Source organism: Nitrospirota bacterium, from assembly GCA_016235245.1.
Taxonomy (GTDB): Bacteria; Nitrospirota; Thermodesulfovibrionia; order Thermodesulfovibrionales; family UBA6898; genus UBA6898.
The window spans coordinates 184,129-197,065 of record JACRLO010000001.1 but is presented as its reverse complement, the minus strand read 5'-3'; the positions used below and the strand labels follow the sequence as shown (position 1 = coordinate 197,065).

The 12,937-nt window shown below is 47.5% G+C and carries 13 protein-coding genes and 2 tRNA genes; 11 read left to right on the top strand and 4 right to left on the bottom strand.

The window, feature by feature from the left end; all coding sequences use genetic code 11:
- From rpiB to HZB31_00925, 5 genes are all read left to right on the top strand, one after another.
- On the top strand, positions 1-356 hold a 356-nt coding region (gene rpiB / locus HZB31_00945; GenBank protein MBI5846519.1), incomplete at its 5' end, for a ribose 5-phosphate isomerase B.
- Positions 346-1,584: a serine hydroxymethyltransferase gene (locus HZB31_00940; protein MBI5846518.1), complete on the top strand. Its 1,239-nt coding sequence runs from the start codon at positions 346-348 to the stop codon at positions 1,582-1,584. The genes rpiB and HZB31_00940, both read left to right, overlap by 11 nt.
- A 35-nt stretch (positions 1,585-1,619) precedes the next feature.
- Positions 1,620-2,090 carry a transcriptional repressor NrdR gene (gene nrdR, locus HZB31_00935; protein MBI5846517.1) on the top strand — a complete coding sequence of 157 codons (471 nt, stop codon included), beginning with the start codon at positions 1,620-1,622 and terminating at the stop codon, positions 2,088-2,090.
- 64 nt (positions 2,091-2,154) lie between these two features.
- Positions 2,155-2,228 (top strand) — tRNA-Gln (locus HZB31_00930).
- A gap of 4 nt (positions 2,229-2,232) precedes the next feature.
- Positions 2,233-2,308: transfer RNA gene (locus HZB31_00925), tRNA-Glu, on the top strand.
- 6 nt (positions 2,309-2,314) lie between these two features.
- On the opposite strand, the gene HZB31_00920 is transcribed toward HZB31_00925, so the two are convergent.
- Genes HZB31_00920 through HZB31_00910 form a run of 3 tightly spaced genes read right to left on the bottom strand, consistent with a single transcriptional unit; the run spans position 2,315 to position 4,550 of the window.
- Positions 2,315-3,406: a site-specific integrase gene (locus HZB31_00920; protein ID MBI5846516.1), complete on the bottom strand. Its 1,092-nt coding sequence runs from the start codon at positions 3,404-3,406 to the stop codon at positions 2,315-2,317.
- Entirely contained in the window at positions 3,406-3,630 is a 225-nt protein-coding gene (locus HZB31_00915) for a helix-turn-helix domain-containing protein (protein MBI5846515.1), read from the bottom strand. Before HZB31_00915 ends, HZB31_00920 begins: the two co-directional genes overlap by 1 nt.
- The gene (locus HZB31_00910) at positions 3,627-4,550 is read right to left on the bottom strand and encodes a ParB/RepB/Spo0J family partition protein (protein ID MBI5846514.1); all 924 of its coding nucleotides are present in this window, start codon (positions 4,548-4,550) and stop codon (positions 3,627-3,629) included. Before HZB31_00910 ends, HZB31_00915 begins: the two co-directional genes overlap by 4 nt.
- A 261-nt stretch (positions 4,551-4,811) precedes the next feature.
- Here HZB31_00910 and HZB31_00905 point away from each other — a divergent pair, with 261 nt between their 5' ends.
- The 3 genes from HZB31_00905 (at position 4,812) to HZB31_00895 (ending at position 6,537) form a co-directional block, all read left to right on the top strand.
- Positions 4,812-5,558 (top strand): replication-relaxation family protein, encoded by a 747-nt coding sequence (locus HZB31_00905; protein ID MBI5846513.1) that lies wholly within the window; start codon positions 4,812-4,814, stop codon positions 5,556-5,558.
- A 149-nt stretch (positions 5,559-5,707) separates the two neighbouring features.
- Positions 5,708-6,058, top strand: coding sequence for a hypothetical protein (locus HZB31_00900; GenBank protein ID MBI5846512.1), 351 nt, complete (start codon positions 5,708-5,710; stop codon positions 6,056-6,058).
- 245 nt (positions 6,059-6,303) lie between these two features.
- Positions 6,304-6,537: a hypothetical protein gene (locus HZB31_00895; protein ID MBI5846511.1), complete on the top strand. Its 234-nt coding sequence runs from the start codon at positions 6,304-6,306 to the stop codon at positions 6,535-6,537.
- A gap of 349 nt (positions 6,538-6,886) precedes the next feature.
- Here HZB31_00895 and HZB31_00890 read toward each other — a convergent pair whose 3' ends face one another.
- Positions 6,887-7,423 (bottom strand): hypothetical protein, encoded by a 537-nt coding sequence (locus HZB31_00890; GenBank protein MBI5846510.1) that lies wholly within the window; start codon positions 7,421-7,423, stop codon positions 6,887-6,889.
- A gap of 117 nt (positions 7,424-7,540) precedes the next feature.
- On the opposite strand from HZB31_00890, the gene HZB31_00885 reads away from it, so the two are divergent.
- The 3 genes from HZB31_00885 to HZB31_00875 all read left to right on the top strand — a co-directional run bounded on the left by HZB31_00885 (position 7,541) and on the right by HZB31_00875 (position 12,800).
- A complete protein-coding gene (locus HZB31_00885; GenBank protein ID MBI5846509.1) occupies positions 7,541-8,161 on the top strand; it encodes a helix-turn-helix domain-containing protein in 621 nt (206 codons plus the stop codon).
- Between the two features lie 314 nt (positions 8,162-8,475).
- A complete protein-coding gene (locus tag HZB31_00880) occupies positions 8,476-9,768 on the top strand; it encodes an ATP-binding protein (protein ID MBI5846508.1) in 1,293 nt (430 codons plus the stop codon).
- Entirely contained in the window at positions 9,768-12,800 is a 3,033-nt protein-coding gene (locus HZB31_00875; protein ID MBI5846507.1) for an Eco57I restriction-modification methylase domain-containing protein, read from the top strand. Before HZB31_00880 ends, HZB31_00875 begins: the two co-directional genes overlap by 1 nt.
- The last annotated feature ends 137 nt before the right edge of the window (positions 12,801-12,937 follow it).

Genomic DNA, 12,937 nt, shown 5'->3' with positions numbered 1-12,937 from the left:
TTAACACTGACTCTGTGGATTACCCGGATTTCGGGGAAAAGGTTTCGAAGCTGGTCTCCTCTGAAGAGGTAGACAGAGGTATCCTTATCTGCGGCACGGGTCTTGGCATGTCCATGGTAGCGAACAAGTTCCCTAATGTCAGGGCAGCTCTCTGTAATGACCTGTTCAGTGCCCGGATGAGCCGCCTGCACAATGATGCCAACATCCTTGTTTTGGGCGGCAGGATCATAGGAAAGGACCTGGCTGCTGAGATCGTTCGGACCTGGCTCAGCACTGCCTTTGAAGGCGACAGGCATATGAGACGATTGAACAAAATCAAAAAGATAGAGGAAACCATTAACAGCGATGATAAATGACAGCCTGAAGATCAGCGATCCCGAAGTTTTTGATGCCATTGAAAAGGAAAAGAACAGAGAGCATGAGAAGATCGTGCTTATCGCATCAGAAAACTATGCAAGTCAGGCAGTCCTTGAGGCACAGGGCTCTATTTTTACGAATAAGTATGCTGAAGGATACCCGTCAAAAAGATATTACGGCGGCTGTGAATATGCCGATGCGGTTGAAATTCTTGCAATCGAGCGGGCAAAGAAGATCTTCGGTGCAGAGCATGTGAATGTGCAGCCTCATTCAGGCTCCCAGGCGAACATGGCAGTATATTTTGCAGCTATCAAGCCCGGAGACACGATACTCGGCATGAGTCTCAGCCATGGTGGCCATCTTACCCATGGCGCCTCAGTCAGCTTCTCGGGCACACTGTACAAGAATTTTGCTTATGGGGTGAACAAGGACGGCGTCATTGACCTTGATCAGGTGAGGGCGCTTGCGCAGGAGCATAAGCCCCGCATGATCATTGTCGGCGCAAGCGCCTATTCCCGTCTCCTTGATTTCAAGGGCTTCTCTGAGATTGCAAAAGAAGTCGGTGCCTATCTGATGGCGGATATTGCCCATATCGCCGGCCTGATCGCTGCAGGGGTACATCCCTCACCTGTCCCTTATGCTGACTTTGTCACCTCAACAACCCATAAGACCCTCAGGGGTCCGCGCGGCGGGATGATCATGTGCAGGGCAGAGCATGCAAAGGCGGTTGACAAGGTGATCTTTCCCGGCATTCAGGGAGGCCCGCTGGTGCATGTGATCGCGGCCAAGGCAGTTGCATTTAAAGAGGCAATGACCGAGGATTTCACGGCATATCAGAGCCGTGTTGTCGAAAATGCAAAGACCCTTGCCGATGAGCTTATCAAGAGGGGCTTCAGCATCATCTCAGGCGGCACGGACAACCATCTTATGCTCGTTGATCTGACGAACAAGAACAGTACAGGCAAGGATGCGGAAGATGCGCTTGACAAAGCCGGCATAACCGTAAACAAGAATGCCATCCCCTATGATACGAGGCCGCCGGCTGTGACGAGCGGCATCAGGCTCGGCACGCCGAGTATTACGACCCGTGGTATGGGCAAGGCAGAGATGGTCGAAATAGCTGAGATCATCTCCTCGGTCATCGAAAACTGCACAGACCCGGGGAAGATCCAGGCATTTGCCGAGCGGGTGAAGGTCCTCTGCAATAAGTTTCCGATCTATCGGTAATGAATGTTTACATTAGGCGTAACTGAGTTCCTCTCATGAAGTGCCCCTTTTGCGAGAGCCAGGAAGACAAAGTCATTGACTCGCGCGTAAGCAAGGAGGGCAATGCTATCCGCCGCAGGCGTGAATGCCTGAAATGCGGCAAGCGTTTTACTTCCTATGAACGGGTTGAAGAGCTGGCCCCTATGGTTATCAAGAAGGACGGTCGGCGTGAGTCTTTTAATGCTGACAAGATCAGAAGTGGTCTGCTCATTGCCTGTAAAAAAAGACCTATTGAGATCGAAAAGATAGATGAGATCGTTGACAATATAGAGAAGAAGCTTATCGGGCTTGGCGAAAAGGAGATACCGAGTTCCTCTATCGGCGAGGAGATTATGGCAGCGCTTAAGGAACTCGACAAAGTAGCCTATGTGAGGTTTGCCTCTGTGTACCGGCAGTTTAAGGATATTAATGAGCTTATGGATGAGGTGAAGACCCTCTTTGAACATAAGGTAACCGCAAAAGAATAAAGGGCGATTCAAAAGCGCAAGCATTTACAAAATAGCCTGTTTTATGATATAAAATCTATTCATTTGGGGAGTCGTCCAAGGGCAAGACGGCAGATTCTGGATCTGCTTATAGGGGTTCGAATCCTCTCTCCCCAGCCATCATGGTCCCATCGTCTAGCGGTCTAGGACGTGGCCCTCTCAAGGCTAAAACACGGGTTCGATTCCCGTTGGGACCGCCAATAAAATCAAGGGGTTACGGAGCATACAGTCTCCCTCTCCCCTTCAACTGTAGCCAAAATGTAACCAGTTTTTACCTCAAGGACTGAAACCGCTCTCCTGAGACTGTCAACATTAAGGTGCGCATACCTCTTCGTCATCCTCAGATCTTTGTGACCGAGCAGCGTTGATATGGCGTGCAGATCCACACCTTTCTGCCTTAGATAGCTTGCAAAGGTATGTCTCAGATCGTGGAAGTGAAAGTTACCGATCTTGGCCTCTTTCAGTGCTCCTCTGAAAGCCCTCTGCACCTTCCGGTCGTAAAGCTTCTTCCCGTTGTCGTGGAAGACATAACCTGAAAGACTCTGCGTCTTGCGCAATTCCTTGAAGACCTGAAAGATCCTGTCAGTCAGGGGCACGCCGAGATAGTCGTCGTTCTTCATGGCCTCTGCGTCCATGGTGATCATTTTGCTGAAAAGATTTACTTCAGACCACTTGAGATCGCAGATGTTTGAAAGCCGCAGACCTGTATCCATTGCGATAATCACCAGGGGCTTAAGCCATTTCTGCTCAGATGCTTCAAGCGCTTGAAGAAGGTTTGTGTATTCATCTTCAGACAAATAACGAACCCGCTCATTCCGCACCTTTGGCAGCTCAATATCAGAGACAGGATTGGCGATCTTCCACTTCCACTGTTTGCGGGCTATGTTGAACATCCTTCTAAGCAGTCCCAGTTCTTTCAGGATTGTTGCCGTCTGAGCGCTCTCAGCCTTTCGATAATGTTCGTAACCGCCGACCCGCTCTTCCACATTTGAAAGCGAGGCATCCTCCCCGAAATAGGCATAGAGGTGCTTGAAAATGGATTTGTCCCGCGCCTTCTGGTAGTAGCCTTTGCTGTCGGTATATTCGGTCCGATATCTTTCGATCATCTCTTTCAGCGGTTTCTTCTTGTAGTTGGTCTCAAACCAGCGTCCTTCCTGAATGTCCATAAGACGCTTGGCGTGAATCCTTTCCGCAAGCTTTTTGTTAGTCGTTTTTGTGCTTTCAAGTATCTTTCTGCCACTTGGCAGCTTGAAGGACACCCAGTAAAACTGGCTGCCTTTCCTTTTGTACAGGCCCATTATATCTGTCCTCCCTTCCTGGGCCTTCTACCTGTGTAGATATTATACTCCTCCACAGATTTCTTTTGACAATCGGTAATCCAGGACATTACCGCGTCCTCTGAGAATCTCAGCAGACCATTCAGTTTGAAACACGGAATAAGTCCCTGCTCTGCCCAGGAATATATGGTGGAAGGCTTCGCTTTAAGAATCGATGCCAGGTCCTTAACTGTCAGCAGCTTCATGGTTGGGTATTCTTCGACTTTTCTATTCGTGCTGCGAAATCTTCATACACGATCCTGAGTCTGTCCCTGTCCCCTGCCTTGAGTGCAGACCCCTTTTCGTACCTCATGAGCAGCCGGATGTGTGTTGCAGTTTCTCTGACTGCGCCGGTGACGGATTGACTATTGGCATTGCGACCTGGTTTTGAAGTTTGAGAATTTCTGAAACTCTTTATTGCCCGCTTTATCCCATCACTGTTGACTGCAGCTATGAACCTGACGAGCCCCTCTTGTCCCAGGTTCCGTACTATATCTGCAAGAGCCTCTGCATCCTTGAAATCTATAAGGTGGGCATTTCTTTTGATGACGGTCAGGAGGAGTTCAGATGCCCCTATGGCCGAATAGATTCTTACATATCTTTCGATGCTTCTCTTCGATAGCGCCAATGCCCGGGCCGTAGCTGTCAAGTCACCGATCGCCTCATGCAATGAACCTATTGACAGCGTCTTTTCTACAACATTCAAGTCCTCCCGCTGCAGGTTCTCTACAAGGGTGAGCACCCTCATATCCTTATCTTCCAGTTCCTTCACAACAGCAGGGACATCGGTCAGGCCTGCAATCTTTGCGGCCCTCAGCCTGCGCTCCCCGGCAACAAGTTCATACTTCTGGCAGGAGGGTGTCATAACTTGCCGCAGCAGGACCGGCTGAAGCATTCCCCTATCCTTCAGAGATTCCGCAAGGGCAGACAGCTTTTCCTCGTCGAACAGTGTTCGCGGCTGGAAGGGGTTAGGCGCTATGTACGAAACAGGAATCAGCACAATCGCCTCGCCGGCTTTACGAAGTTGTGTCTCATTGCAAAGAGGAGCAGTCTCATCACAGCCCAGGATCTTCTGGAGGGCTTCCTCTCCCTTCTTTGAAAAAAGATCCCGAATACCTTTGCCCATGTATCGCCTCCGCGTAAAATTGTCTCCTGCAGAAATATTACTTTCGCGAAATTTCAGGGTGCGACACCGTGTCGCAATCAGGACGGGTTCATATATTCAATCCATCAGGTTACCCCTCAGGAGACCATTCAGGTTCGAATTCATACAGGGGACTGAAAACGGCTGTTGAATCAATAAGTTATCTGATCCGGGCATAGTCCAGCTCTATCTGTTTCTGCTTGTCCAAGGGCTGGCAGGTAATATTGCCTTAAAGGGAGAAATATGAATCTGACAAACAGGGATATCGATATATTGAAAGCTCTGGCGCTTGGCGTCTCCAACTTCAAAATGCTGCTGCGTCTTTTGAACAAGGGGTTTGATTATAACATCAGCGTGGCTGCACTTCTCCGCCGGCTATCGATGCTCTATCGGGCAGGCTACATTGCAAGGCGAAAAGAAGCATACAGGAAACGGCACGGCAGCTTCACTATTTATGCCCTGACCCGGTTGAGCGCTGATGCGCTGGCCGAAACAGGCTGTCCGGGTGAGAGCATGCGAATCGGGCTGCCAACAGCCTTTTTTGTCAGACATGAGCTGCATGTCACGGCTGTGCTTCAGACAATCCATAGGGATATTTCTGAGGCCCACGGCATTTACGGCTTTACTGACTCAAGCGTACTTAAGCAATTTCGCAAAAAGGGTGACCGGACTCCTGTTCCTGATCTCTGCGTGAATCTTCAGACGGGTCAGGAAAGCATGGATATAAATATAGAGGTTGACCTCGGCACGGTATTGATCGCCAAAATGGTCCGCCGAATCGCTGAGCAGGCCCCAAAGAGGTTGCTTTTGATAATGTGCAATAACGAAACACGGCTTGAAAACCTCCGGAAAGCCTGTTCACAAAGAAGTTTCCCGGGGCAGGGCAATGTTGTCTTCGGCCTGCTGGATGATTTCTACAGGCATGGTCTGCAGACGCAACTCATTATGATTTCAGGAGAAAATGCCAGACTGAGGGTTAAGGATGACTGACTGCGACACCGTGTCGCAACTCGACTCAGGAGGGGGTGACATTTCGGACATGTGGCCAAAATGTCACCCCCCCTCTCCAAGAAGCCATATGCAGCTTTTTCCTGAGGTCGGTTCCGTAATATTAGGTAAACGATGGATAAACAGGAGGAATGAAGATGAGAAAGCCTTACTGTGACACACTGGTGGCTGTTGAGAAATCGAAAGCGGATATACGAAAACTGCTTCAAAAGTATAATGCAGCTAATGTCCAGCTTGCCGGGGAGCAGAAGATCCTGTCCCTCCAGTTCAATCTGAAGATCAGGGACGAACAACATCTGCTCTCCTTCAGAGTTCCTACAGATGTGACTGTGCGAAGCAGAAAGAGACGTAACAGGAATGAGCAAAGCTCCTGGCGGGCCTTGTACTGGACTGCGAAAAGCCTTGTAGAGGCTATACACTTCAAAATATCGGTATCCGACGAGGTGCAAAAGGCTACCCAAGAGTCTCAGGGGCCAATTTAGGCCGTAAACTGGCTGCTTGTTCCCAAAAGCGATGCAGAGACTGGAAGCTATTAGGGGGGGTATCATTTTGGCCACGTGGCGGAAATGATACCCCCCCCCTCAAAATAAGTTTCATTGGCAATTCCCAAAGTATTTCAATTTTATTGAGTCTGGCCCCTTGACATCCTGGTGGTTAAATCCATTAACAATCATATATGAAGAGGTGGCGGATAGGCATCATATACTACGGAACGGTGGTATTCATAATGGTCTTTCTTCTCACAGCCATAATCGGCATCTACGGGTCTTTGGCCGGATTCAGAGGACCTCTCTGGAGGATATGCGAGATCTGCGAATATATTGGTCTCAGTCTGTTGATAGCGATTATTCTTCTATATTCTGCAACAGCAAAAGAAACGAGGTGTAGCGGAGATTCTTCTGATATTGTGGTCAACCCTGTTTATAAGGACTATGATATCAATGTGTTCCATCAAAAGTAGCATGCGTTCCCGGTGGACAGGGGGGGCAATTCTTGCCATCTGGCCAAAATTGACCCCCTGTTTTCTTCTTGTATTTCGGTTGGGGGTAAAAAAACCGCCACATGGCGGAAACTTTACCCCTTTGTATACGTAAAGGCCAGAGACGCGGAGCCGACAGGTAATAAGTAAGCTGTAAACCTGTAAAGGGTAAGCCGTCATTTGTAAACCGTAAGTATAGGGTTAATCAGGCCCACCGCTATTCTTATTTAAGGTGGAGAGATAGTATCACCACCCCCGAGTTGCGCTATCGGGCTTCGGGCTAACCTGCCTCACGGCAGTTTCGCACGTGCTCCCCTGTCTCTGTCATGTCCTATTCGTCTTTATAATTCACCATCGCAGAATGATTAGCCGCATGAATCCGGGTAACCAGATTTCTGAGATGCTGCAGGCTGTCCTGATATTCTTTGTATGTATCAGTGAACCTGTGGCGTGGCTCCTGGACTATATCCCTCCCTTCCTTATGGATCACCCGCCTGTAAGAAGACTTCTCGACCCGCCCTGTAACCGCCTTTATATCGCCAAGTAGATTCTTTCTGATCTCCAGGGCCTCCGCAATGGATATTTTCGTGCCCTCATGTTCTATCTGCGTGTCAAAATTCGTCTTTTGAATCTCCTGATTGAGTTTGACCCTTCTGGTCTGCAGTTTCTTGAGCCTGCTTTCGATCTCTTTCTGGTTGAAGTCAGCTGCCGGTTCCTTATCCTTGTCCTCGTCATCGGCATGAAAAATCGGACGCTTCTTTGTGGATACGCCGCCAAAGAGGCTCTCCAACAGTTCCACATGGCGGTCATACTCGCTCCTGAGTTCAATGGCCTCATAAAGATACAGAGTTCCCTTTTTATTCGGCATGGGATGCCTCCTTTTTCTGATGGAATTGATGTATTATACAGGCGTGTATATATCATGTCAATTTATAATGCATACGTGACATTGCGAAGAGCTGCCGTTTCAGTGTAAACAAGATATGTGGAAAATCTCGGCAAACGCTTGAAATACTATAGAGAACAGATCGGATTATCTCAGATTGACCTCAGTGAGAAGAGCGGCATCTCTCAGGCCAGCATAGCAAGGATAGAATCAGGGAGACAGAAGAACCTCAAGAGAGAGACCATGAATAAACTTGCCGATGGGCTCGGCATTTCCTTAACTGAACTCATGGAACCTGTCATTATGGTGAGGGAAGAGGAAGTAGCCTATGTTTCGGCAAAAACAGTGCCCGTATTAGGAATAAAAGATATTGATGTCATGAAAGACCTTGGCATCTCGGCCAGCAAGGCCGATACCTTCGAACCTTCCCTCTCCTCAGACAAGAATGCCTTCTATCTCAAGGTTACACCGGGTCTCACTATCCGACCTGTCATAGAAGAAGGGAATTTGATCTTAATCGAACCGGCTGCGAAGGTCGAGGAGGGCGATCTGGTCCTTTTTCTGTCAGCGGAAAAGAAATGTCTCGGTAGAATTTATTACCCTTACGATAATCTGTTGATTCAACCCCTTGATCAGAATCTGCCGCCCATCATGCTCAGGAAGAAAGAAATAAGCAGGCGGACGGTCAGAATACTTCGGGTCAGCGGGATTAAGAAATAATCTGTCTCGCACTAAAGGATAGTGGGGGGGGTGCAAAAATGGACACGTGGCCAAAATTTCACCCCCCCCCCCCCTTGTTTACTTCTGAGATTCCATACGGGGGTGAAAAAACCGACATATGTCGTATTTTTCACCCTCTTGGTCGATCTTATCCTGGCAGGGGGTAAAGAAATGGTCATGTGGCCAAAATTTTACCCCCCTGTGGAGTCTATTGCTCAAACTCCCTATTGTATCTGCAAGGATAAAATGAGGGCTAATTTACCCTTTACATAGGTTAATAATTAGATTATACTTAACCTTATCAGAGGGACATAGTGCGAAAAGATATTTTTAAAAGACTCATAGCGGACTCTCAGGAAAAGGACCTGTCTTACGTTGTCGACAGGGACCTGGAAATTCCTCTCGACACAGGCAAGATCATATCCTTAATCGGGGTGCGCAGGAGCGGAAAGACCCACGTCGTATATTCAATAATCAATAAGCTCCGGAAGACCACAGACACAAAGAGTATCGTTTATATTAATTTCGAGGATGACCGGCTTTTCCCTCTGGAACTGAAAGACCTCTCCACCCTTCTTGACGCATATTACGAGCTCTACCCTGATAAAAAGAATGAAAAGGTCTATTTCTTCTTTGATGAGATCCAGAATGTGCAGGATTGGGAGAAGTTCGTCAGGCGGCTTTATGATACGGAAAACTGCACCATCGTTATAACCGGTTCATCAGCGAAACTGCTGAGCAAAGAGATCGCCACTTCTCTCAGAGGAAGGACCCTGAGCTATGAGGTCTTCCCTCTTTCTTTCAGTGAATTGCTGACGTTCAGAGGGATCTCAAAAGAACTTCATTCATCACGGGCGCAGGCGAAAATCAAAAATGCTTTTTCAGAGTATCTGATAAGAGGGGGATTCCCGGAGATCGTAAATTACGACCAGGCTGTTTATATGAAGACCCTTCAGGAATATATCGATCTCATCATGTACAGAGATGTGATAGAGCGTTATAGCATTTCGAACACCTTTCTCCTTAAGCGGCTGATCAAATTCTGCTACACCAATGTTTCGACGCTTGTAAGCTTCAACAAGCTCTATAATGCCTTTAAATCCGAAGGGCTAAGCATCTCCCGTAATACCGTATACGAGTATATTTCCTACCTTGAAGACGCCTACGCCTTGTTTACGGTTCCGATATATGCAAAATCACTGCGGGAGCAGTGGAGGAACCCGAGAAAGATATACAGTGTTGATGTGGGGTTCAAGACCGCCATGGATTATCCTTTTTCGATGGACAGAGGAAGAATCTTTGAAAATATCGTATTCCTGGAATTAAGGAGAAAAGCGGAACAAATTTACTATTTCAAAGGCAAACATGAAGTAGACTTCTATTACACATCGGCAGGGAAAGAGCATCTTCTGAATGTAACCTACGATATGGAATCCTCAGACACAAGGGAACGTGAAATAAGAGGACTGGTTGAAGCCATGAAAAGATTTTCTCTCAAAAAAGGGACAATAGTGACATCGGAGCATAAGGAAGAAATAACAACAGAGGCCGGGAAGCTATATGTCATTCCCCTGTGGGAGTGGCTGCTTACAAGTCAGGATAGCTGATGGAACTGCCGAAAGAAATCTCTGATCTGATCGAACGGTTTGAGCGGAACCGGGAGTCCTATCTGTCCGGCCAATACAACGAAACACAACTCAGACGCGAATTTCTCGATCCATTCTTTTGTGCCCTGGGCTGGGACGTGGACAACAAACAGGGCTACGCCGAAGCGTACAAGGATGTGATTCACGAAGATGCGCTTAAGATCGGCGGCGCAACAAAGGCCCCGGATTACTGCTTCCGCGTCGGGGGCGTCAAGAAATTCTTCGTCGAAGCAAAAAAGCCATCAATCAACCTCAAAGAAGATGTCAGCCCGGCCTTTCAACTTAGGCGATATGCCTGGTCCGCAAAGCTGCCCTTAAGCATCCTAACGGATTTCGAGGAATTTGCTGTCTACGACTGCCGCATAAAACCGGCCCAAACAGATAAGGCATCCACCGGCAGGGTGCTTTACCTGACGTATAAAGACTATCAGGCCAGATGGGATGAACTCGTCGCTATCTTTTCACGGGAGGCCTTACTCAAAGGCTCTTTTGACAAGTATTCAGAATCCTCGAAGCTCAAGAAGGGAACCGCAACGGTTGACAACGCCTTTCTTTCCGAGATAGAAGACTGGCGCGACATGCTCGCCCGGAATATTGCGCTTCGCAATGCAGACCTTTCCCAGCGCGAGTTGAACTTCGCGGTGCAGCGCACCATAGACCGCATTGTTTTTTTGAGGATCTGCGAAGACCGGGGCATTGAAGAGTATGGCAGGCTCCAGATGCAGCTTAACGGCACGAACATCTACAGACGGCTTGTGCAGCTCTTCACTCAGGCTGATGACCGCTACAACTCCGGCCTGTTCCATTTTCAACGCGAGAAGGACCGTCACGAGGAGCCCGACAATCTTACTCTTAATATTACCATTGACGATAAGCCGCTTAAGGATATTATCAAACGGCTTTACTACCCTGAGAGCCCATATGAGTTCTCTGTCCTCTCTGCAGATATCCTCGGCCAGGTGTATGAACAGTTGCTCGGCAAGGTCATTCGCCTTACCTCAGGACATCAGGCAAAGGTTGAAGAAAAACCGGAGCTCAGAAAGGCTGGCGGCGTCTATTACACTCCCACGTACATCGTTGACTACATCGTCAAAAATACGGTTGGGAAGCTGGTTGAGGGCAAGAAGCCGAAAGAAATTGAGAGACTAAAGATACTCGATCCGGCCTGCGGGTCCGGCTCATTCCTTCTCGGAGCCTATCAATATCTCCTTGACTGGCATCTGAAATGGTACATCGAAAACGATCCTGAAAAATGTGCCAAGGCAAAACATCCGCCGATTTACCAAGGCCCTTCGCCCGATCCACGGACGCCTAACTGGCATCTCACCACAACTGAGAAAAAGCGCATTCTCCTGAACAATATCTACGGGGTGGATATAGACTCCCAGGCAGTGGAAGTGACAAAGCTTTCGCTTCTCCTTAAAGTCCTCGAAGGCGAGAATGATCAGACCCTTAAAGCAGAGCTTCGTCTGTTTCATCAACGCGCCCTTCCCGATCTCGGCGACAACATTAAATGCGGCAACTCGCTTATAGGGCCGGATTTTTATCAACAGCAAAACCTGCTGGACGACGAAGAACGCCTGCGCATCAACGTCTTCGACTGGGAAAAGGAATTTTCAGAGATTATGAAGGCGGGCGGCTTTGATGCAGTGATTGGAAATCCGCCGTACGTTCGTCAAGAGACCTTGGGTGAAGAATTTAAAACATATGCTAAACAGAAGTTTTCGACTTTTGCCGGCACAGCTGATCTGTATGTCTACTTTATTGAGAAATCTCATTGTCTATTGCGCAAGGATGGCCTTTACGGAATGATCTGTGCCAATAAATTTATGCGGTCTAACTACGGCAAACCACTTCGTGATTTTCTTGCAACGAAAACGACCCTGATCAAAATTGTCGATTTCGGTGAACTGCCTGTATTTCAAAATGCGGCTACATTTCCTGCTGTATATTTGACGCAGAATAGACCGTCGAAAGAACAAGCGTTTACTTATGCCCCTATTAAGCGACTTGATTTTGAAACATTAACGAAAGAAGTAGATTTAGTCGGTGCTAATCTTGATAGCAAGTCGATATCAGGTGATAGTTGGACTCTCGCTAATCAGGAAGAAATGTCAATTATTGAAAAAATGAATCAGATTGGTGTGCCACTGAGTCATTACTCTAATGTTATGATCTTGCGCGGAGTTCTTACAGGGTTAACTGAAGCCTTTGTTATTGACGAGGCTACCAAAAACAAATTGATAGCGGAAGACAAAAAGGCTTCAGAATTTATTAAGCCTTTCGCAGTTGGCGATGATGTCCGAAAATATATTATTAATAGTAGAGGTCGATATCTAATATTGATTCCGAAAGGTTGGACAAATCAGCACATAGATAAAGCTCATACGCCATGGGAGTGGTTTTCAAATAATTATCCTTCGTTAGCAAAGCATCTTGAGCCTTTTGCCCTTAAGGCCGCTAAGCGCGCAGACAAAGGCGATTACTGGTGGGAGTTGAGAGCCTGTGATTATTATGGTAAATTTGAAAAGCCTAAAATTGTTTATCCCGACATTGCGAAAGAAAGCCGAATTGCATTTGACACGAGCGGGTTGTATTTTGCCAACACGATATATTTTATCCCAACGGATGATTTGTACCTACTGGCTTTGTTAAATTCTAAGCTTATGTTTTCATATTATAGGCGGATCGCAGCTGTTCTCGGCGATGCGGATAAAGGCGGACGACTTAGATGGTTTAGGCAGGATGTACTTAAACTGCCTATACGGCCAATTAATAAATCTGACCACAATGATAAGATTAAGCACGATAAAATTGTTTCTCTTGTTAACCAAATGCTCACCCTCAATAAGCGCCTACCGGAAATCAAGACCGCCCACGAAACGACCGCCCTCCAGCGGCAGATCGTGGCCACAGATCGGCAGATCGATCAGCTGGTCTATGAGCTCTATGGACTGACAGAGGAGGAGATAAAGATCGTGGAGGGTCGATGAGCAAGAATCTTACAGCAAGAGAAGGCGATATAATTTTCTACGCAATACCTTTCAGGTCATCCACGAGGGGTTAAAGCTCTGCAAAAGCCATTTACCCTCAGATGTCATTGAAGTTTAATTTCAATGACATTATATTG

What these genes read in the sequence shown, in the direction of transcription:
- HZB31_00940 (MBI5846518.1), top strand. Translation starts at nt 346, where the DNA reads ATGATAAATGACAGCCTGAAGATCAGCGATCCCGAAGTTTTTGATGCC.
- nrdR (MBI5846517.1), top strand. Translation starts at nt 1,620, where the DNA reads ATGAAGTGCCCCTTTTGCGAGAGCCAGGAAGACAAAGTCATTGACTCG.
- HZB31_00920 (MBI5846516.1), bottom strand. Translation starts at nt 3,406, where the DNA reads ATGGGCCTGTACAAAAGGAAAGGCAGCCAGTTTTACTGGGTGTCCTTC.
- HZB31_00915 (MBI5846515.1), bottom strand. Translation starts at nt 3,630, where the DNA reads ATGAAGCTGCTGACAGTTAAGGACCTGGCATCGATTCTTAAAGCGAAG.
- HZB31_00910 (MBI5846514.1), bottom strand. Translation starts at nt 4,550, where the DNA reads ATGGGCAAAGGTATTCGGGATCTTTTTTCAAAGAAGGGAGAGGAAGCC.
- HZB31_00905 (MBI5846513.1), top strand. Translation starts at nt 4,812, where the DNA reads ATGAATCTGACAAACAGGGATATCGATATATTGAAAGCTCTGGCGCTT.
- HZB31_00900 (MBI5846512.1), top strand. Translation starts at nt 5,708, where the DNA reads ATGAAGATGAGAAAGCCTTACTGTGACACACTGGTGGCTGTTGAGAAA.
- HZB31_00895 (MBI5846511.1), top strand. Translation starts at nt 6,304, where the DNA reads ATGGTCTTTCTTCTCACAGCCATAATCGGCATCTACGGGTCTTTGGCC.
- HZB31_00890 (MBI5846510.1), bottom strand. Translation starts at nt 7,423, where the DNA reads ATGCCGAATAAAAAGGGAACTCTGTATCTTTATGAGGCCATTGAACTC.
- HZB31_00875 (MBI5846507.1), top strand. Translation starts at nt 9,768, where the DNA reads ATGGAACTGCCGAAAGAAATCTCTGATCTGATCGAACGGTTTGAGCGG.